The organism is Mycobacterium basiliense, assembly GCF_900292015.1.
GTDB classification, from domain to species: domain Bacteria; phylum Actinomycetota; class Actinomycetes; order Mycobacteriales; family Mycobacteriaceae; genus Mycobacterium; species Mycobacterium basiliense.
Genome location: NZ_LR130759.1, coordinates 4,823,957 through 4,843,379 on the forward strand (window position 1 = coordinate 4,823,957; position 19,423 = coordinate 4,843,379).

17 protein-coding genes are annotated in these 19,423 nt (G+C 62.8%); 11 read left to right on the forward strand and 6 right to left on the reverse strand.

The features are described 5' to 3' along the window. The first annotated feature begins 299 nt into the window (after positions 1 to 299). Genes MB901379_RS20410 through MB901379_RS20425 form a run of 4 tightly spaced genes read left to right on the forward strand, consistent with a single transcriptional unit; the run spans position 300 to position 4,599 of the window. The gene (locus tag MB901379_RS20410; protein ID WP_158018264.1) at positions 300 to 1,283 is read left to right on the forward strand and encodes an SDR family NAD(P)-dependent oxidoreductase; all 984 of its coding nucleotides are present in this window, start codon (positions 300 to 302) and stop codon (positions 1,281 to 1,283) included. Continuing rightward, entirely contained in the window at positions 1,280 to 2,083 is an 804-nt protein-coding gene (locus tag MB901379_RS20415; protein WP_158018265.1) for an acetoacetate decarboxylase family protein, read from the forward strand. The genes MB901379_RS20410 and MB901379_RS20415 overlap by 4 nt, the downstream gene beginning before the upstream one ends. A gap of 3 nt (positions 2,084 to 2,086) precedes the next feature. Beyond that, the gene (locus tag MB901379_RS20420; protein WP_158018266.1) at positions 2,087 to 3,301 is read left to right on the forward strand and encodes an amidohydrolase family protein; all 1,215 of its coding nucleotides are present in this window, start codon (positions 2,087 to 2,089) and stop codon (positions 3,299 to 3,301) included. An 11-nt stretch (positions 3,302 to 3,312) separates the two neighbouring features. Next, positions 3,313 to 4,599 carry an amidohydrolase family protein gene (locus MB901379_RS20425; protein WP_174237051.1) on the forward strand — a complete coding sequence of 429 codons (1,287 nt, stop codon included), beginning with the start codon at positions 3,313 to 3,315 and terminating at the stop codon, positions 4,597 to 4,599. Positions 4,600 to 4,634: 35 nt separating this feature from the next. On the opposite strand, the gene MB901379_RS20430 is transcribed toward MB901379_RS20425, so the two are convergent. Then, complete coding sequence (locus MB901379_RS20430) at positions 4,635 to 4,940, reverse strand: DUF732 domain-containing protein (protein ID WP_232021919.1); 306 nt, start codon at positions 4,938 to 4,940, stop codon at positions 4,635 to 4,637. A 649-nt stretch (positions 4,941 to 5,589) separates the two neighbouring features. Between MB901379_RS20430 and pstS the strand changes: the two genes are divergently transcribed. From pstS to MB901379_RS20450, 4 genes are all read left to right on the forward strand, one after another. Then, positions 5,590 to 6,702 (forward strand): phosphate ABC transporter substrate-binding protein PstS, encoded by a 1,113-nt coding sequence (pstS, locus tag MB901379_RS20435; RefSeq protein WP_158018268.1) that lies wholly within the window; start codon positions 5,590 to 5,592, stop codon positions 6,700 to 6,702. Between the two features lie 265 nt (positions 6,703 to 6,967). Next, positions 6,968 to 8,932, forward strand: coding sequence for a PE domain-containing protein (locus MB901379_RS20440; RefSeq protein ID WP_158018269.1), 1,965 nt, complete (start codon positions 6,968 to 6,970; stop codon positions 8,930 to 8,932). Between the two features lie 395 nt (positions 8,933 to 9,327). Next, positions 9,328 to 10,356 (forward strand): type IV toxin-antitoxin system AbiEi family antitoxin, encoded by a 1,029-nt coding sequence (locus tag MB901379_RS20445; RefSeq protein ID WP_158018270.1) that lies wholly within the window; start codon positions 9,328 to 9,330, stop codon positions 10,354 to 10,356. Next, a complete protein-coding gene (locus MB901379_RS20450) occupies positions 10,334 to 11,149 on the forward strand; it encodes a hypothetical protein (RefSeq protein ID WP_197717835.1) in 816 nt (271 codons plus the stop codon). The genes MB901379_RS20445 and MB901379_RS20450 overlap by 23 nt, the downstream gene beginning before the upstream one ends. A 102-nt stretch (positions 11,150 to 11,251) precedes the next feature. Here the strand turns inward: MB901379_RS20450 and MB901379_RS20455 are convergent, their stop codons facing one another. Beyond that, positions 11,252 to 11,482, reverse strand: a complete 231-nt coding sequence (locus tag MB901379_RS20455; protein WP_158018271.1) for a hypothetical protein — start codon at positions 11,480 to 11,482, stop codon at positions 11,252 to 11,254. A 271-nt stretch (positions 11,483 to 11,753) separates the two neighbouring features. Between MB901379_RS20455 and MB901379_RS20460 the strand changes: the two genes are divergently transcribed. Next, complete coding sequence (locus tag MB901379_RS20460; protein ID WP_158018272.1) at positions 11,754 to 11,963, forward strand: hypothetical protein; 210 nt, start codon at positions 11,754 to 11,756, stop codon at positions 11,961 to 11,963. 167 nt (positions 11,964 to 12,130) lie between these two features. Here MB901379_RS20460 and MB901379_RS20465 read toward each other — a convergent pair whose 3' ends face one another. Genes MB901379_RS20465 through MB901379_RS20475 form a run of 3 tightly spaced genes read right to left on the reverse strand, consistent with a single transcriptional unit; the run spans position 12,131 to position 15,218 of the window. Continuing rightward, complete coding sequence (locus MB901379_RS20465; protein WP_158018273.1) at positions 12,131 to 12,640, reverse strand: hypothetical protein; 510 nt, start codon at positions 12,638 to 12,640, stop codon at positions 12,131 to 12,133. Then, entirely contained in the window at positions 12,637 to 13,506 is an 870-nt protein-coding gene (locus MB901379_RS20470) for a site-specific DNA-methyltransferase (protein WP_158018274.1), read from the reverse strand. Before MB901379_RS20470 ends, MB901379_RS20465 begins: the two co-directional genes overlap by 4 nt. After that, a complete protein-coding gene (locus MB901379_RS20475; protein WP_158018275.1) occupies positions 13,503 to 15,218 on the reverse strand; it encodes an N-6 DNA methylase in 1,716 nt (571 codons plus the stop codon). Before MB901379_RS20475 ends, MB901379_RS20470 begins: the two co-directional genes overlap by 4 nt. A 415-nt stretch (positions 15,219 to 15,633) precedes the next feature. Here MB901379_RS20475 and MB901379_RS20480 point away from each other — a divergent pair, with 415 nt between their 5' ends. Together MB901379_RS20480 and MB901379_RS20485 are read left to right on the forward strand one after the other, a co-directional pair. Further along, positions 15,634 to 17,598, forward strand: coding sequence for an AAA family ATPase (locus tag MB901379_RS20480; RefSeq protein ID WP_158018276.1), 1,965 nt, complete (start codon positions 15,634 to 15,636; stop codon positions 17,596 to 17,598). Then, positions 17,595 to 18,854, forward strand: a complete 1,260-nt coding sequence (locus MB901379_RS20485) for a hypothetical protein (protein ID WP_158018277.1) — start codon at positions 17,595 to 17,597, stop codon at positions 18,852 to 18,854. The genes MB901379_RS20480 and MB901379_RS20485 overlap by 4 nt, the downstream gene beginning before the upstream one ends. A gap of 291 nt (positions 18,855 to 19,145) precedes the next feature. On the opposite strand, the gene MB901379_RS20490 is transcribed toward MB901379_RS20485, so the two are convergent. Continuing rightward, complete coding sequence (locus tag MB901379_RS20490; protein ID WP_158018278.1) at positions 19,146 to 19,406, reverse strand: helix-turn-helix domain-containing protein; 261 nt, start codon at positions 19,404 to 19,406, stop codon at positions 19,146 to 19,148. Between the last annotated feature and the right edge of the window lie 17 nt (positions 19,407 to 19,423).

Below are 19,423 nucleotides of genomic sequence, written 5' to 3' on the forward strand. Positions count from 1 at the left end.
CGATCGTTCCCCGTGAACGGGGAGCTGATTGCCACAGTATTTTTGGGCAGACGGCCTCTCAAGCGAACTGCAAACACACATCGAAAACCCATACCCGCAGCGTTCTCGGTCTTTGTACATTGGAGAACGCTATGAAGGCGGCGGGGCAGCGCGCTGGGCGCCCACCCGACCTTTCGCCGGTTCGGCGGCGCGAGTAGCTGCGTTAATCGAAGAGTGCAACCTCTTGAGAGGGCCTGCGCAACCGTGTGACGATTGCCACAATGTCCGACCTTAGGAACAAGGCGTCCGACCTTAAAAATATGGCGTCCGACCTTGGAAACAAAACATCCGACCTTAGGAACAAGGCGTATGACCTTCGAGGCAAGGCCGCGGTCGTCACCGGTGGCGCCGGCGGCATCGGCCTGGCCATGGGCCGGCGGTTCGGCCAAGAGGGCATGGCGGTGGTGCTGGCCGATGTCCTCGCCGCACCACTTCAGCAAGCGACCCGGGCACTCGCCGGCGAGGGCATCGAGGTCGCCGGCGTGGTTACCGACGTGACGGACTATTCCTCGGTCGAGTCGCTGGCCAAAGAGGTGCTCCACCGATTCGGTGCGGTGCACGTGGTTTGCAACAACGCCGGCACGGGCGGGGTGTCCGAGGGATACATGTGGGAACACGACCTTGCCGACTGGCGCTGGGGGATCGACGTCAACGTGTTGGGCGTCGTCCACGGAATCAAGGCATTCGTGCCCATCCTGCTCAAACAGGGCGAAGGACACGTGGTCAACACCTGCTCGGGCAACGGCGGATTCGCACCGATTGCCCGGGGGGCCACGGGCGGGCCGGCGATGGCGGTCTACCCAATGACCAAGGCCGCGGTGCTCTGCCTGACCGAGAGTCTCTACACCCACCTGGAGATGACGGGTACGCGGGTGCGCGCGCATGTTCTTTTTCCCAGCGGCTTCTTGAACACCGGCATCTGGGAGTCGTGGCGGCATCGGCCCGAGCGCTACGCCGCGACCCAGGAACGTCGCACACCCGAGCAGACGCTGGCCGCGGTCCTGAGTCGTTTCGAGGCCGCCGGTGGGCGCGTCGAGTTCACCCCGCTGGAGACGGTCGCCGACCAGGTCGTGGCGGGAATTCAGGCGGACCGCTTCTGGATGATGGGTCCGCCCTCACCGGCCGAGGAGGTCGTGACCCGCAAGGCCGCATCGATTCGCGCTCGCAGCGACCCCGACTACCTGGTGGATGTCCTCGGCCGGAGCACCGCGAGGGAGCCGGAAACCGAAGGAGGAAAGCGTTGAGTACCAACGTAGTTCGCTATGGTCCACGGCCGCCCGAGGAGCAAGTCGACCATGAGATCGACGCCACCAAGGCGCCCATCGCCACCGAAGCGGTGACCGTCGCCTACCTCACCGATCCGGACATCGTCGCCGCGGTGCTGCCCAAGCCGCTACAGCCCGCTGACGAACCACTGGTACGGGTGCAGCTTCAGCGGGTTCGGATAGCCGGCAGGCCGCCGTTTGGATCGGCGGTGTTTTCGGTGACCGCCCAGCACGGCGAACGCCAGGGCGACTATCCGCTCTTCATGCCGCAATCCACCGAGCAATCGGTCACGGGTGGGCGCGAAACCTTCGGCGAGCCCAAGAAGCTGGCCCACATCGAAGTGGCACGCGACGGCGGGAGCGTCAGCGCAACCGTGGACCGGATGGGCTATCAGCTCATGAGCGTCGAGGGCAGGGTCATCGACCCGGTGGAGTTGCCGCCCGACCAGGTGAACGCCGAGTTCTATTTCAAGTTCCTGCGCGCCCCCGACGGCAGCGGCCTAACCGACCCCCACCTGGTGTACGGCGAATACCATCGCCACTACGAGCTGCTGGAGAACATCGACGGCACTTTCGAGCTGGGCGAGTCACCCTTTGACCCGGTGGCCGACATCGTGATTCGCGAGATCAGCTCGATCACCTGGTGCCGTCGACGCACCATCCAGGTGGGCCGGATCGCCGCGCGAGTGCCCCAGGAGTGGCTACTGCCCTACGTGCACCAGCGCTACGACGATCCGGCTTTAGCTGCGGCCTCGGACACCGAGCCGGCTCGGGTATAGCGCATGGACAGGTACACCGTCATCTCGGCCGACTGCCATGCCGGCGCCGATCTGCTGGACTACCGCGAATACCTCGATCCGCGATACCGAGGGGAGTTCGACGGCTGGGCAAAGACGTTCGTGAACCCGTTCGGCGACCTTAGCGAGCCCGAGGCCGAGCGCAACTGGAATAGCGATCGGCGCAATGCCGAGCTGGATTCCGACGGTATCGCCGGGGAAGTCCTGTTCCCCAACACGGTGCCGCCGTTTTTTCCCCAGGGGAGCCTGGCCGCTCCCCCGCCGCAGACCGCCGGGGAGTTCGAGCTGCGCTGGGCCGGCCTGCGAGCGCACAATCGTTGGCTGGCCGATTTTTGCTCGTTGTCACCCGAGCGGCGGGCCGGGGTGGGTCAGATCCTGCTGGGGGACCTGGACCAGGCCGTCGCCGAAGTGGCGCAGATCGCCAAGCTGAGGTTGCGCGGCGGGGTGCTGCTGCCCGGGGTCGCGCCGGGTACCGGCATCCCCGCGCTCTACGCCGAACACTGGGAGCCGCTGTGGGTGGCCTGCGAAGAGGCGGGCGTGGTGGTCAACCACCACGGCGGCAACGCCGGACCGAGCCCAACCGACGGGTGGGATAGCTCGTTTGCCGTGTGGGTGTACGAGACGCACTGGTTTGCGCACCGGGCGCTGTGGCACCTGATCTTGAACGGCACACTCAATCGGCATCCGGACCTCACCCTGGTCTTCACCGAGCAAGGCAGCGGGTGGATACCGGCGACCCTCGAGTCGCTCGACGTGGCCACGGCCCGCTACGGGCGACCGAACTCGGCGATCGCCCGCTTCGCTGGGTCCACTGCCGGCTCGCTGCCGCTAAAGCCCAGTCAGTATTGGGCTCGCCAGTGTTATGTGGGCGCCAGCTTTCTGCGCCCGGTCGAGTGTGCGCAGCGCCATCGAATCGGCATCGACCGAATCATGTGGGGAGCCGACTACCCGCACTTGGAGGGGACGACCCCCTACACCCGGGAGGCGTTGCGCCACACCTTCAGCGATGTGCCCGCCGACGAGGTGGCGGCCATGGTGGGCGGGAATGCGGCCGCGGTCTATGGGTTCGGCCTGCGGGCGCTCGCGCCGCTAGCCGATCGGATCGGCCCGACCGTAGCCGAGGTTGCCGAGCCGCTGCCGGTCGTGCCGGCCGACGCGAGCAGCACCGCATTCGAGCCCGACCCCATCCGAGCTTGGTGAAAGGACCTCCCATGCATTCCCAAGCCCCCCTGGCCCATTATGTGATCATCTCTGCGGACTGCCACGCGGAGCTGCCGACCGAGCAGTATCGCGAGTACGTCGACCCGGAGTACCGGGAGGACTTCGAGGTCTACCTGGCCGAGAAGGCGGCGGCGTCGCAGGTCGGCGGGTTCATCGACGAGCAGTTTGCCGAGCAGTGGTTCTCCGAGCATGGTGATGGCATCGCCGGAGGCTGGGATGTGGGCTTGCGGGACAAGGAGCTCGACAGCGACGGGGTGGTCGGCGAGGTCATCTTCCCCGACGCCGATGCGGTATCCGGGGTCGCCGGGGCGCCATTCGGGGCCGGCCTGGCCCAGTCGGGTGCGCTCGACCCGCGGCGCGCCATGGCCGGGGCGCGGGCCCATAACCGCTGGTTGGCCGAGCTGTGCAGCCACAGCCCGGAGCGTCGAGCCGGGGTGGCGGTGGTGCCGATACTGGCCGACATCGATGCGGCGGTGGCCGAAATCGCCCGGGCGGCGGAGTCCGGGCTGCGCGGCGGGATCATGATCCCGGCGCTTTGGGCCGGCTACCCGCCCTACCACGACCGTCGCTACGACCGGGTCTGGGCGGCGTGCCAGGACCTCCAGATGCCGGTGCACACCCACGTCGGGGCCGCACCGTCGGAGGAGTACGGCGAGCACCTGGGCATCTATGTCACCGAGGTGCGTTGGTGGGGAGTCCGGCCCCTGTGGTTCGCCTTGTGGTCGGGGGTGTTCGAGCGCTTCCCGCGGCTGCGCTGGGGCGCCACCGAGTGCGGAGCGTTTTGGGCCAACGACCTGCTGTGGCTAATGGACACCAGGTACCTGCGTGAGCACTCGGCCAAGAAGATGAGCCGGCGGATGGAGGGCGATCTAACGATGCCGCCGTCGGCCTACTTTGATCGCAACTGCTTTATCGGGGCGACCACCACCGAGCGCCGGGAGCTGGCGCGACGCTACGAGATCGGTGTATCCAACATGTTGTGGGGCAACGACTTTCCCCATCCGGAGGGGACCTGGCCGCACACTCGCGACTGGCTGCGACGCTCGTTTTGGGACATTCCCACCGAGGAGACCCGGCAGATCCTGGGTTTGGCGGCCGCCGAGGTGTACAACTTCGATCTGGTCGCGCTGGCTGCACTGGGCGAGCGCATCGGCCCTACCCCGGCTGATCTGGGCCAAGACGATGCGGTCAGTGTTCCCAAGTGGGAGGCGGCCCGGCTGGCTGGGCGCCATTGGCTCACGGGTGCCGAGCCATTGCCCGACCTGGTGCAAAACTGAGGTGTGGGCGAAACCTCCTTGAGCGCCGCAGCTGCCTAGCCCCTGGGAATTTCGGCCTTGTGCCGCGGACAGTACGCATCGATGCTCGCGCCGACGAAAAACCCGGAGTGAAAGGCGGGCATGTTGCTGCTGAGCAGCACATCGCTCACGACTTCTCCGGGCGTCAGGCCGTTGTCGAGTTTCACGCAGACGGTGTGACCGGCCTGAATCGCATGTCCGGAAGAAATATGGTCGGTGATGCCCTCGGAACTCAGCTCTGCCAAAAATTTGTCATCGATAGTGTCGGCATGAGCAATCGGGAATGGTGCCAGCAAACCAATCCCCGCGACCGCTATCGCCACGATCGAGCGAGCGAACATTTACCGCGCTCCCTGAATTGTTTAGGTCGTAACGGACGCCACCTAGCCGCGGGCGCCACGTATCAAGTATGCCGCCAAGACTGTGCGGTTTATCGCGAAGTTCCAAGGGCGACAGGCATCGACAACCACTCCCCCTGGTCGATGGATCGTCATACACGATTTGTTCATGTGCCGGTCAACTTCCATTTAGCGACATTTCGCGAAAAGTGATGGAGTCCAACATGGCAGCGACGACTCCGAAGCAACCTGGCCCCCGAGACCGACCCGAAGCCGTGACCCCGTTGGGAAGTGACTTCGTGTGCTGGTCGATTCGGCGTCATTCATCACGACGCGCCCGGTTGCGACCCGGGACGACGCACCAAATGACCTGAAGAGCAACGATATATCCTTATCGGCGATACGCTGCGATCGCGGTGATCGACTTCTCGGCGTCATGGCCGCTTCCCGACTCCGGTTCGCCGTGGAGCCGCCGCGATGTCGCCGTCCGTTAAAGTTCGGCGCATCGAAGTTGCAGTAGTGTTGCACCCTACCGATCACGGATCTCGACTAGGCCGTCTTGCCCGGCGCGGGCTGCCCGACTAGCGCTGACGGTTCGGTCTCGATCAGAGGAACTAATCCACAGGGAAACGAATTGATACCCAACCGATTTAGTGCCTTTCCCTATGTTCTGGCGTGCATTGCGCTCACGCTGTCCGGCTGCGGCAGCGACAAGAAAGCAAGTGCACCAGGCGCATCGACGGGCGCGCCGTCGGCGAATGTGAGCTGCGGCGGCAAGAACACGCTGCAGGCCAGCGGGTCGACCGCGCAGGCCAACGCGATGGCCCGGTTCGTCAGTGCGTTCGAGCGGGCGTGTTCGGGTCAGCTGCTGAACTACACGGCCAACGGATCGGGTGCCGGGATCAGCGACTTTACGGCGAACAAGACCGATTTCGGTGGTTCGGATTCGCCGTTGACCCCCAGGGAATACGCGGCCGCTCAGCAACGCTGCGGCTCACCGGCGTGGAACCTGCCGGTGGTGTTCGGCCCCATCACGATCACCTACAACGTCCCCGATGTGCCCTCGTTGACGCTCGACGGTCCGGCGACCGCCAAGATCTTCAACGGCGCCATAACGACTTGGAATGACCCTGCGATCCAGGCATTGAATTCGGGGATTTCTTTGCCCGCGAAACCGATTCGGGTGGTATTCCGCAGCGACTTGTCCGGGACCTCGGACAACTTTCAGCAATATCTGGATACCGCCGGTGACGGCGCATGGGGCAAGGGCGCAGGAAAAACGTTCAACGGCGGTGTTGGCGAGGGCGCCGTGGGCAACGACGGCACCGCCGCGGCCGTCAAGCGCACCGAGGGGGCGATCACCTACAACGAATGGTCGTTCGCCCAGGCACAACAGTTGGACATGGCCAAGATCATCACGTCGGCGGGTCCGGACCCGGTAGCGGTAAGCGCAGCATCGGTGGGCACGACGATTGCCTCAGCGGGGATCATCAACCAAGGCAACGACCTCGTTCTCGACACGATCTCGTTCTACCGGCCGAACCAGCCCGGCTCCTACCCGATCGTGCTGGCGACCTACGAGATTGTGTGCTCGAACTATCCCGACCCCCAGGTCGGTGCGGCCGTGAAGGCCTTCCTGCAGAGCACCATCGGGGCAGGCCAGGACGGCTTGGCGGATCACGGGTATATCCCCATTCCGGACGCGTTCAGGTCGCGACTGTCCACCGCCGTCAACGCCATCTCGTGATCCGCTTGCTTTGAGATCCGCCGCCTTAGCGCCCCCGGGACGGCGATGTGGACCGATCCTGGTACCGGCGCGATGAAACGTTGACCGGCGCGATTGACGGAGCCTGCATCGCCTCGACGCCATGGTGTGCGTTGCGGTGTCAGCCGCGTCGGTGATTCATGTCGTATTCATAACTTCACCCGGGCCTCACGAGAGTTGGCACGTGGAAATATTTTGATTTCACCGCCTTCCGATGGCCAAGAGGTTGGCCGGATTGGAAAACAGGATGTCGTACCTGGTCGCCACGCCGGACGTGTTAGCCACAGTTGCGACGGAGGCCGCGGGTATCGGCTCTTCGATCGAAGCGGCGAGGCTAGCGGCTTTGGCCCCGACCAGCAGGCTACTAGCGGCTGCCGCCGACGAGGTATCGACCGCGATCGCGTCGCTGTTCTCCGCCCATGCCGAGGAATACCAGATGCTCGGTAAACACGCGGCGGCCTTCCATGAGCAGTTTGTGCAGGTATTGAGCAACGCCAGCAGGACGTATGCGGCCGCGGAGGCGGCCAATGCCAACTCTCTGCAGGTCCTCGCCGACGACGTGCTGGCTGCGATCAATGCGCCCGCGAACTTGTTGTTGGGGCGTCCGTTGATCGGCAACGGGACCGACGGCGCGCCCGGCACTGGGCAAGCCGGTGGCGCCGGCGGGATTCTGTGGGGCAACGGCGGCGCGGGCGGATCGGGTGCGCCGGGTCAGATGGGCGGGCCCGGCGGCGCTGCCGGGTTGATTGGTACCGGTGGAGTCGGTGGCGCCGGCGGGATCGGAGGCGGGCACGGCGGGACCGGCGGCACGGGCGGGGTGTTGCTGGGCAATGGCGGGGACGGCGGCGTGGGAGGGGTGGGCACCGGAACCATCCTCAGCGGGCCCGGCGGGTTGGGCGGCCGGGCACTTTCGTGGCTTGGCAGCCCGGGCGCTTTCGGCGCCACCGGTGGTCACTCGAACATGCTGTACCTGTCTCAGCAAGAGGCACTCGCCCTGCTCATGGCTACACCGAACGCCAATTTCTTGTTGATCGGCACGGACGGCACGAATCTGAGCAAGATCCTGGCAGACCCCACCGGGACCCCGAATTTCCACGCGTTCATGGGACAAAGCATCACCTCCGCGTCGACCATCGTCGGGCATACGACCATCTCCAACCCCTCGTGGACGACCATGCAGACCGGTGTGTGGGGCGAGACGGCCGGTGTGAGCAACAACGTGTTCACTCCCTGGACGTATGACACCTGGCCAACCGTGTACAACTTCCTCGAGAACACCTACGACACCCAAGTCGAAACCACCGTCATCGCTAATTGGCGCCCCATCACCGACATTGCCGGCGCCGGCTCCAACCCCGCCGACAACATCGAATTCGTCCCGCAGGTTGCGGGCGACACGAACTGGATATTGACGCAGAACCTGGTGGGAGAAAAGACTCAGGCCGCGATTATGGCCGCCGATCCAAACAAAGGCAATTTCATTTTCTCGTACTTTATTGGAGTGGATGAAAATGCGCACATGTACGGCGGCGATTCGCCGCAGTACGAGATGGCGATTCGGAACATGGACTATAACCTCGGTTCCCAAACCGCGGGCGGTGGCGGCATATTGGAGGCGGTGTACAACTGGGAAGCAATACACGGTGAGGAATTCTCCACGCTCGTGGTCACCGACCACGGCGAAATAGGTCCGGACGAATTCGGTCGCGGACACGGCTTCCAATCACCGCGAGAGACATCGACATTCCTCATGTTCGATCAGGCCTACAATGACATGCGCGACGGGTATATCAATAACTCGTGGCAGATTGTCAGTGTGACGCCAACAATTATGGATCAATTCAGCATTCCGCCGCTGCCGTATATGGAGGGCGCGCCCCTGACGGCTCCCGTCTTCGACAGCACCTATGTTGATCCCGGCGCCAACCTGTTCAGTGTGCTCAGCGCCAATATTGCCGCCCAAGGCTATCCCGATATCGCAACCAACCTGAGCCTGGTGTCGCGCTCGGTCGTCGCCTCGATTCCCTACGTGGTGTACGAGCAGGTAAGCAACATCGTCGACGCGGTGCCCAGCTTCTTGCAGGTACCGGTCTCATGGCTGGGTGCCGGCATCTACCAGGCGGTAAACATCCCCGCTCAGATCTGGGTCCGGCTCACCGGTGTGACCGGTAACCAAATCATCCCACCGGTGTTCAACCCGTTCCTGCCCTAGGGCCGGCCCCGCCGTCATCACGGCTGTCGTCAAGTATTGAGTCCGCGACGTCGCGACTCGACGCGAACGGACCGCAACCGGACAAATCCGACCAGTCAAATCGCCGCGCCGTCGTCACCGTGTCGGCGTCAAAGAGAGTGGCCAGGGACGGGATCGAACCGTCGACCTTCCGCTTTTCAGTTCGCAGGCGGACATGTTTCCCCAGGTCGCCGAACTATGCCTCACTCCTCTGACCTGGGCTTTCAGTGTGTCGGACTATCGGTTGGGGTGCAGCTCTTGTGACATCGCCGTGACACATCGGGCAGGGTCAGCTGTCACACTGGTTCCTCCGTGGAACTGTATGTTCAATAAACCGCCGCGTTCAATAAAACTGAACACGCAGTTATACTGAACACGTGGACCAGATCGGGGCCGATCTCGCTGAGGCCGTTGAGCGTCACCTCACCGAATACGGTGTGCGGGTGCTCGGCCGCCTATCGGCATTGAATTCCGATTATCCCGAACCGCTTGACCTGGAGATCGACGGTCACCCCCTCACGATCACTGCCCTCTACCTTCCTCACCTGTCGGCAACGGCAGCACTGCAGGCCTCGGATACCTCCGGTGGCGGCTCGCCGCTCCTTCTGGTGGGCCCGCGACTACACCCGTCGAGCGCTGAAACGCTGCGGGCCAGCGGACTTTGGTACATCGATGAGGCCGGGAACGCCTATTTGCGCCACCAGGGTGGGCTGCTCATCGATGTGCGCGGCCGACGGTCAGCCGTATCCGCGCAACCGGACACCCTCGGCGACGGACTACACAGCGATGGACCGCGTAACCCGTTCACCCCCAAGCGCGCGCAGGTTGTCTGCGTACTGCTTGACGCACCACAACTGGTCGACGCGCCGCTGCGTGACATCGCCGAGAGCGCCGGCGTCTCGGTCGGTATGGCCAAGGAGACGATGGATACGTTGCGCACTACAGGCTTTCTCGAAAACCTCGGCTCCCGCCGCCGCCTGGTGCGCGCCGATGAGCTGCTGGACCTGTGGGCGGCTGCCTATCCGGGGGGGCTGGGTCGGGCCAACAGACTCCTTGTCGCGAGCGGTGACATCCGCTCTTGGTCTGTGCCCGCGGGACTCGAGGTGGCGGTCAGCGGAGAACAGGCCGTGCCCGACGACATCCGCAATCCCGAATCACTGGTGCTCTACGTCGACACCGCAGACGCCGGGCCGCCCGCCGACCTGCTTATTCACAACCGCTGGCACCGCGACCCGCACGGCCACATCGTGCTCCGAAAACTGTTCTGGCGCCACCTACCTGACCAGCGACCCGGATTGGCTCCCGCGGCCCTGATCTATGCCGACCTGCTGGCCTCGCACGAACCGCGCCAGCTCGAAGTTGCCCACCACTTGAGAAGGCACGATGAGCGACTCACCCGACTATGACCCGCCTCTGCTGGCCTGGGTGACATCGGTCGTCGCGGCACTTGCCCACGTCGTACCGGCCGAACAACTGATGCTTGTCGGCGCACAGTGCCGCGATCTACTGCACTGGCGCTACTGCCGCGATGTGCCACCGCGGGCCACCAACGACACCGACATAGCAGTGGCCCTGAAGAGTTGGGACCACTTCGAGAGAATTCGTGCCACCTTCCCCTCCGTGGGTAGCGCCGGGCACCGATTCGTGATCGCCGACCGTGCAGTCGACATCATTCCGTTCGGAGAGGTGGAGTCGCCCACCGGAACAACCCGCCATCCCCCGGGCAACGAGTCCATGAACGTCCACGGGTTCACCGACGCCTACCTGCGTGCCGATGTTCTCTCGCTCCCTGGCGGACTGAAAGTCCGCATCCCCCAACCACCGAATTATGCGGTACTCAAACTGCACGCATGGCTGGACCGCTCCGCGGACCACGACTACAGAGACGGTCCGGATCTGGCCTTGGCGGTGCACTGGTACGCCGGCGACCTCGACCGGCTTTACGCCGAACCACACCAGTGGGCCCTGCACCGCCATGATTTCGACCTGCGCACCGCCGCTGCCGCGCTGCTCGGCCACGACATGCGCGCCAGTGTCAGCACGCCGGAGGCCGCGGTGCTGGCGACGCGCGTGACACAGGCCGACCACGACCTGCTGGCCGAGCACTTCGCTGTCGGCCAACTGGGCTGGCCCGCCACGGCTGCCACGCGGCGTCCGCTGGTAGAGGCGCTACTCGACCAGCTCACGCCAGTCTCCTGATTGCGAACCGCAATCACCCAATGTACGTTCTCAAACGGTGCGTCATACATAATTGGTTAGGTTAGGCAGGGTTCCTTACCGCTGCATTTCGTCACCGCGACATCAGTAGAAGTCGTGAAGTTCCCCGACCAGAAGCCTACTGGCCCAGCGCTGCGGCGTTGCCGGCATTGAGTAACCCGTCACACACTCATCCGCGCCGCGCATCCCCAAGAAACAGGCGCGCCCATGCCCGGCATCATCAGGCCGAAACGCGAGCAGGACAACCACACCCACCACCACGAAGCCGAACCCACCCACCTCACGCAACCAGACCCGAACGGCCAGCCGGAACACGGCCGGAGCCGCGGAAGCCGGGAGACCGCGAACGCACGCGGCCTCCAAGGCCGCGGGCGCGAGCTGGTCGGACGGCTGGAGCGGCGTAGGCCGTGTTCCGGCTGGGACCAACGGACTTGCCATATCTGCCAAAGCGCCCAGCGAGACCAACCATAGCGCACGTCATGACCCGCACCTATGAAGTCCGGCAGGGCTGAAAGAAACCCATCCTGCCGGGAAGTACCATCAGCCGGTAGAGGTTTCGGGCATTACCGGCGCATGCGGAGGCTGTGTGCGATCCCGAGTACAGCTGGGCAGCAACGGTTCTGATCTGAGATGGCATGACCTTGCCCATGCCATCCGTGAGCTGATCAACCAGGCCAGCGCTACCGGTCTTCACGACCACGATCGCCCCAACCTCACGGAGCAGGAACTGGTTGAGTACCTGCAAGACAGCGAGCAACTTCCGGTCACGCGGCGCAGCGAATCAAGTACGCGGTGATACGCCGCGAGATCGTGCCGCTCGCATCGGTAACCGCAACTACTGCTCAATACGAGGCGGCCTGGATTCGGTTAGATCGTGCAAATGTACATTGGCGGGATCTGGCTACTGTCGGGTTTCGTGGAGCACTACCCACCCTCGTGGTGACAGGCTATTGACTGCAATTATCAGATTCCGCCGCGGAGAGCGGCGCCCGGCCAGTACGCCTCGATATCGTCGAGCGTTACGATCCTGCGCGGTAATCCTCTTCCGACGCTAGGTCCAGCATCCAGCAGTCTCTGGATAGCGTCATGACCTTCGTCCCCTGGCATGAGCGTGCGATAGCGGTAGGTCAGATGTGCAGATTCGACCACTACTAGCAGGGGCCGCTGCGAATCCTGGGGATACTGAAGATCCGTTGGGCCAAAGTGGAATTCGATCTTGGGATTCCTATTGCTACTCTGGGAAAAAACCAGCTTCTTGCATTTGCGTTCGACAACTCGGCCCGCTGTGGAGAGCTTTTCAAGCGTGATCGATCGATCATCGCCGGGTTCGAGATTGAAGAACTGCCGAGCGACGTCCCTGTTGAAGTGAACTTGCTGCCATCGCGGAAGACCGCTGCTGTTCTCCGCCTTGCCTACCGTCGCGAGGAGTGCCAACTCCGTGCCCGTCAACAGGTCTGGAACTTGATACGTCATTCAGACATCGTATGAGGGTCGGGCTTCCGCATTATGGTGTCGTACGGCAGCACCGTCTTGCCTGTTGATTTCTTCACCGGGGGTTTCGCCGCAATGATGATGTACTCATGCACGTTCTTGAATAGGAAATTCGGTGGGTAAGGGTAGCTGCCAAAGATTGGCCGCTGGCCGTTGGCGGAACCCCACTTGCCGCCGGTTCCGTCCTTGTTCCAGATGATTTCGTTGACTAGGAGGAAGCCGACCTCGCGGAGAAGGTTGACGAAGTCGGTCGCCAGCGGGAATGTCAGTAAGCCATGCTCTGTGTGCTGGTTAACGTTGGCAGTGTTGACACAAAACTTACGACCAGGAGCGAGAACTCTCAGGACCTCGGCGAAGGCCGGCCGAAGGGACTCAATGAACTCCAGGTAGCCAGCGATATTGCCTAGGTTATTTCGGCCGTTCCCGTAATTCGCTTTGTTCCAGTACGGCGGACTTGTGACCGCCACGCCAACCGAGTTGTCCTCCAAGTCGAGCCTACGGGCGTCGCCTAACGACGGCGCGAACTGATCTCCCGTGCCATTCAAAGCTGCCTTTTCCTGAAGCATCCGCTTGACGTACGCCTTGTTCTGGTCGATGCATACCCCATGACGATTGAGCTCGGCCGCCACATGTCCAGTAGTGCCAGTGCCAGCGAAGGGATCTAGCACCACCTCCCCGATGAAGCTGAACATCTTTATGAGGCGTCGCGGGATCTCCGGAGGAAAAACGGCAGGATGCTCAACGTCGGAAGTGTTCGCAATACTCCACACGGTCTTCGTGTACTCTCGCCACTCATCTTTGGTAAGTGCGCTGGCGTCCCGCTGCTCGCGGGTGACAGTAAGACTCACTGAGCCATCCTTCGAATTAAGTTGCGCCGCTTCGAATCAAGGTCAACAACGACGAGCTCTTCATACCATTGGGATAGCCGCTCGCGATAGTCCACGTCGATGAAGCTACCAAGCTCGGCATCGATCGCATCGATCAGGTCAGTGTGGATCCATGTCGGATAAGCCACCGTAGTCCGGCCGCGATTTGTGCTTACAGACGGGCTTTGGAGTGCTGCCTTCCAGAGCCGGTCTCCCAGATCGGCAAGCCGTTCAACACGACTTGCATCCCCCGTCGGGACGGGGATACGGCGATGCACCATACCGGTGACGTGGAAGCCGTCCCCAATCACATGCCAAATCCAAAATGCCAGTCGGCTACTGAGCAACGCATAAGCCGCTGAAGCATACAGCTCGGATACGAAACGGAGGATCCAGAAACTGTTCTGAGAGCTGTGCCCCTCGGTCACTGCGCGATACGGGTCACGGAGTACTCCGAGAAAGTTATACGCGGTTGGTGCCAGCGCGAGCACGTCCGACTGCTCTTCGTCGAACGAAGCCTTGACGCGCGTCAAAGGCACGAGGCGAACGGTAGTGTGCCAGTGTTCCAGGTATCGGGTCTGGTTGCTACAAGCGACAATTAAGTCGCGCTCCCACTCCGCACCAATTTTGGGGATGACTTGTGGCACGCCCTCGAGGTCAGCAATTGATGTAACCGGAATTGCAGCGAGCGCCATTTCACGAGTACGGCTAGTCCACCGATACAGCGGACTGGCCGTGAAGGCCCGCGGACCGTTCTTATCGAGATGGACGATCGCATTCCGCGTCTTAATGTCATCACCGAAGAGCGCATCCGGCACACGGTCAAATGACAGCAATTCGAGAGATCCCGGTTGCCCAGCAAGGTGTTGGCGAAGCTCGGGAAACGGTGATCGGGTCGACGAAACCACCGAAAGTGGCATCACGACATTGAGTGCACCATCGGCAGGCAACAGACTTGTACACAGCTCCACAAAAGCGGGTGATATGTCCTGGCGCGTGCGCGGGCCAGTCACCGCTCGAAGTGCCGGTAAATGGAAGCTGGCGGCGCTATGCCTTAGCGATGCGTAGGGCGGGTTCGCTACCACCCGTGCGAAACCGGGCTGTGCAGTCTCCGGGAATACCGATTCAAGGCGCCAAGGCTTGAAGCGTCCCAGGGGATGCCCATCAAGGGGCCGACCATCAGGCTCGAATAACTCGAATGACGGGACTGAGCCATCGGACGTCGACGATGTGTCGATGAGCAGCGAATCACCCGTTGCTAGGTTACGGCGGAATCGATGCCAACGCTCCCACGGAGCAGGCCCATTCGGACTCAACACGATGTCTTCGGCCGTCAGCACGAATGAACAGGCCTCGGCCGCGAGCGGCTCCAAATCTACGCCGTAAATACGGTCATGCGCAGCCGGGTCATCGTGGATCGCTGAAAGGACCGCGCGTAGGAACACGCCGCTGCCATGAGCAGGATCTAGCCACAGGTGGCTTTCCTTGGCTGTCGCCAAGACTCTTTCCACCATCAAATGCGCGACGTCGCCCGGCGTGTAATAGACACCAGAGGCCTTCCGCAGATGTCGCTCTTGAGCGGTACTCAGCGTGTTCATGACATCCCGGCGTGTCGCCGCCGCCATCGGATCGAGAAGGTACGGGAGAAGCGCGCGCAGTTCGACTGCATTCGCCACGTTGATCGGTAGGTCCACCTCAGGGACGAGGCCAAGGGCACGGCCACTCCCATCCCAGAACCACTCATGCGCAGCCCGGAGTCCGCCAGCTACACACTGCGCTTCAACTGAGGCCGCAACAAGCCATTCCCCCACAAGAGCCCAGGCCGCTCGCCGGGCCTCGTCCCCAGTCTTAAGCGTGAAACCAAGACCGCTCCGAGACGGCCGGTAGAGGTCCTCGAATGGCACGCCGACTGTTGCTTCCACTTGGGCAGCAACCGTCCGCACGACGCGCCCCAACCGTTCCACCCGAGGAACTAACGGGCATTTGTGTCCGGGAGATGATGGCGCGACCCAGTTGGGAGGCGGTTTCCGGCGGGTCACGTTGTAAACATAAGGGCTAGCGCCGACAGTATTGCGGTGCCCGGGCCGGTTGCCGGATAACTTGTTTCGTGTGACTGATTACGCCATGTTCGCGAATGCTCGAGTTTTCGTACTTGTCAGCCACGGCGAGGTGGCCGCGAAGGATAGGACCATCGTGGCTGACGCTCTGCGCCGGATGTCGCCCGGAGATCGCGTGGTCCCCCTCTTCGAGTCCACACTCGCCCACGGCGAGGACGAGCTGCGGGATCTGGCTGCCATCTGCAAGGAGCTCGCGCTCGATCGCGATGAGGTGGTCCGCGCTTATGAGGCCATTGCGGGGTCTGTTCCGTTCATTCTTACCGTGACCGGAGCGTCTCAAGACGGCACGATCGATGATGAAAACGTCGTTGTGGTTCCGGTCAATTCGGACGATCTACAGGTCCCGCTGCCATCGAGTGAATTTCTACGACTCCGTACCCTCAGCGACACGGTTGCGTCGCAGTTCAAGGGTGCGGCGCCAAGCCGGGCCATCCAGGAAGTGCCCGGGGCGCTGATCACTAGCGTACGTGCGGCGGCGGCACAGGAACGGGATAATGTTGCGCTGTTCCGGCGGTTCAGTTTGGTCGCAACACAGAACGTCGAGACCGCCGCCAGTCTGCTAACTGCTGCCGACCGTGCCCCACGGGAAGGCGACATGGCCTTCTTAGTCACCCGCGCGACCATGCCTGGCCTGGTGGCCGCGAACGCCGGCGGAACACTCGGGCACCCACAGCAGCCCATCGCACGAACCCCGGAGGAGATCAGAGAACTTCTGATTGACGCTCAGCGCAAGGCCACCGCCGCGGATCCGTTCAACGCCGATCCAGCCATCGCGGCGGTTGACGAACTCATAGGGCTTCTGAACTCTAACGGGCAGGTCAAGCCAGTCGACGACTTTGCCGGCTTTTATGAGTTTCGTCTCCTCAGCCGAGCTGTAACGCAAGCCATTGAACTCGCCAAGCGCGCCCTACCCGCCGATATCACTACCCCAACCGAGCCCGAGGGGTCGGCCGAGTACAGCGACGCCGCAGCGGCTCTGCAAGGCCTGTCGGTCGAGGCAGTCCTCGCAGAGCTTCCAGACGGTTTCTGCATCGAAAGGGGCGTCGTGGCTGCCGCGGTGGCTTCGCTGCGCGCCGGAAAACATCTGCTACTGGGAGGACCGCCGGGTACGGGCAAGACCACGCTGGCAGAGGCGCTGTGCCGCGCCGTGGTGGGTACCAACTATGACGTCGCCACCGCAACCGCCGACTGGACGACGTTCGACACCATTGGTGGCTATCTACCCGAAGGCCAAGGCCTAAAATTTGTCCCCGGCGTCGTCCTGCGCTCGTTGCGTTCCCGGGGCTGGCTCGTAATTGACGAGGTTAATCGAGCAGACATTGATAAGGCCTTCGGCCCACTTTTTACGGTGCTCTCGGGTGGGGAAGGCGCGGCTGGTCGTACATCAGTTCTGCCCTACACGACTAGCGACGGAAAACCGGTCACTATCGAGTGGGCAGCCAGGTCCAGCAGTTCTGAGGGCACCTATACCGTCACCCCCTCATGGCGGTTGATTGGCACCCTCAATGTTAGAGACAAGGCGAGCCTGTTTCGTCTGTCATTTGCGTTCCTGCGCCGCTTCGCCGTCATCGATCTGCCTCTTCCAGCTGCAGACGACTACCGCAACCTCTTCACAAAGTGGTTTGAATCGCTCGGCCGAAATGACACTGATCGCTTTGTCGGCTTAGCGATGGCTATTGCGACAGGCCCCGTCCCGATCGGACCTGCGATCGGACGCGACTTCGCGCAGGTGATTATCGAAGGACTGACCGAGACGGCCAGCGGCACACCAACCTTCGCAAACGACGTCGAGGCCATCCTGACCGCCGCGCGCCTCCTCGTCGCACCGCAGTACGAGGGGCAACCGCTAACCGCGGGAGACAAACTCCTGAGCATCATCGATGGCGCCATTGCTACCCAAGATGCGGCCACCCGTGCCACCCTCTCGGATGCGCTCCACGAGGTTGCGCTGTCATGAGTGTGATCGACAGCAGCATGGACCCTGCGCTGCGGGCCGTGATGCTGTCGGAGGTACAAGCACTGCTGCCCGCCTTTTTGAGTGCAGCCAGTGTCGAGCGCGACGGTCCCGTAAACGCCGCCGTCGAACTCCTCGGCCTCCGTGAATCCGACCTCCGCCGCGTGCTGGCCGTACATGTAATGCTTGCGACACCGGTGCGCGAACTGGTCGCCGAGCTGCCGGCGGGCGTTCGTAGCCCGAATACGTCGTCGGCGCGGCCGCGGGTCGCCGGTCGCACAATCACTTCCGGGATCGATTGGGCTGCGACGGCACGACACCGGGCGACGTCCAGTCCGCTCGCCGACGTTTGGGTCACCCGACCCGCCAACCGAATCTTTGACATTCCCGAGAATCGCGCGCTGGCGTGGGTGCTTCTCAAACTTGAGGAGCGTGGCACAGTGGCTGTGCCCCCGACGGGTGAAGCTCCTGGTGCATGGGGGGACGAGATTCGTTCTATGACCGGCGTCGTTCACCGCGCACGGCAAACCGCTTGGCTCGAAGGCGTGCCCCCGACTTGGCCGGGCGATGAGGCCTACTTCCGCCTCAAGGCCGATCGCACAGGTTTCTACCGGATCCGCCTCACAGCGGCTGCGAGGTATTTACGGCGTCTCTTGCTCGAGCCGTCTTCGGATGACATCGTCCAGGCGCTCAGCGACCGGTACTTCGAGCCGCGCGAGGACTGGAAGCTATTCGAGATCGGCATCTTGATGAGAATCACCCAGGCTCTCGGCAAGGTAGGTGCGCGCGTGAGCCCAACCCGCCTGTTCCACAACGGGAGGGGTGGTCCGTTTGCGCGGTTCCGCATCAATCCGACGCGAGAGGTTCGGCTGTGGTACCAATCGTGGCCACCCGCAACGCTTCCCTCGGTTCTCGATGATGCTGCGCGGTACTACGAACTGCCGTCAGCTGTGAACCGCCCCGACATAGTTGTCGAGCTGTTTGAGTCCGGTAGGTCAGTACGAGCGATCATTCTCGAGTTGAAAGCATCGTCGTCCGGTACGTATCTCAGCAGCGGCCTCTCACAGCTTCTTGGCTACCTCCGGGACCGTCCGCGGTTGCTAACTGAGCCAGCGTCGGGGTGGCTAATTGCGCCGACTGGCGCCGGCTTCAGGTCAAAGATCCCCAACGGGCGACCTCTTTGGGTAACTTCCGCCGATGAGGTCGCCCCGGCGGTAGCCTCTGTGGCAGTAAGCGCCATATCCGCCGAATCTGCTTAACTGCCTGCCTTTTACGCGCGTCCTTCTCTGCCCGGACAAGCCGCAAGACGCACCACCTGGCCAACAGCGCCAGACTTACCTGGCTGTACATCGCCGGGTTGGCCCGAGTGGACCCAGGGGCCGGTTGCGCGGGTTTGGTTGCTCGACCGGGGCTTCACCACCCCAGAAAACCAAAATCCCTTGCTACGCAAGAGAAGTATCAATATTGGCGGTAACTTATTACGTGACAAAATGTTTCAGCTTGGCTGCCTATCGCGCTGCGCACGACCGGCCCGGTATTGGCCGTGGCCATCATGCCGACATCCCGGCCAGGTATTCGGTGATCGCATCCGCTGGGATGAACCGACGACGTCCGACACGGGTGCTCCGAAGTTCCCGCGCCCGCAGGAGTTGCCAGACCGTGCTCTCCGCGCAGCGCAGGTGCTTGGCGGCCTCCGGCACGGTGAACAATGTCGGCACCAGAGGTTCTCTTGGAGAGGGCGTTGTCGCTACCTGAGCCGCCGTGATCAGCGCCGCAATCTGCGCGGCCAGCGTGTTGGCTTCCACAGTCATCTCCATTTCCAATACGG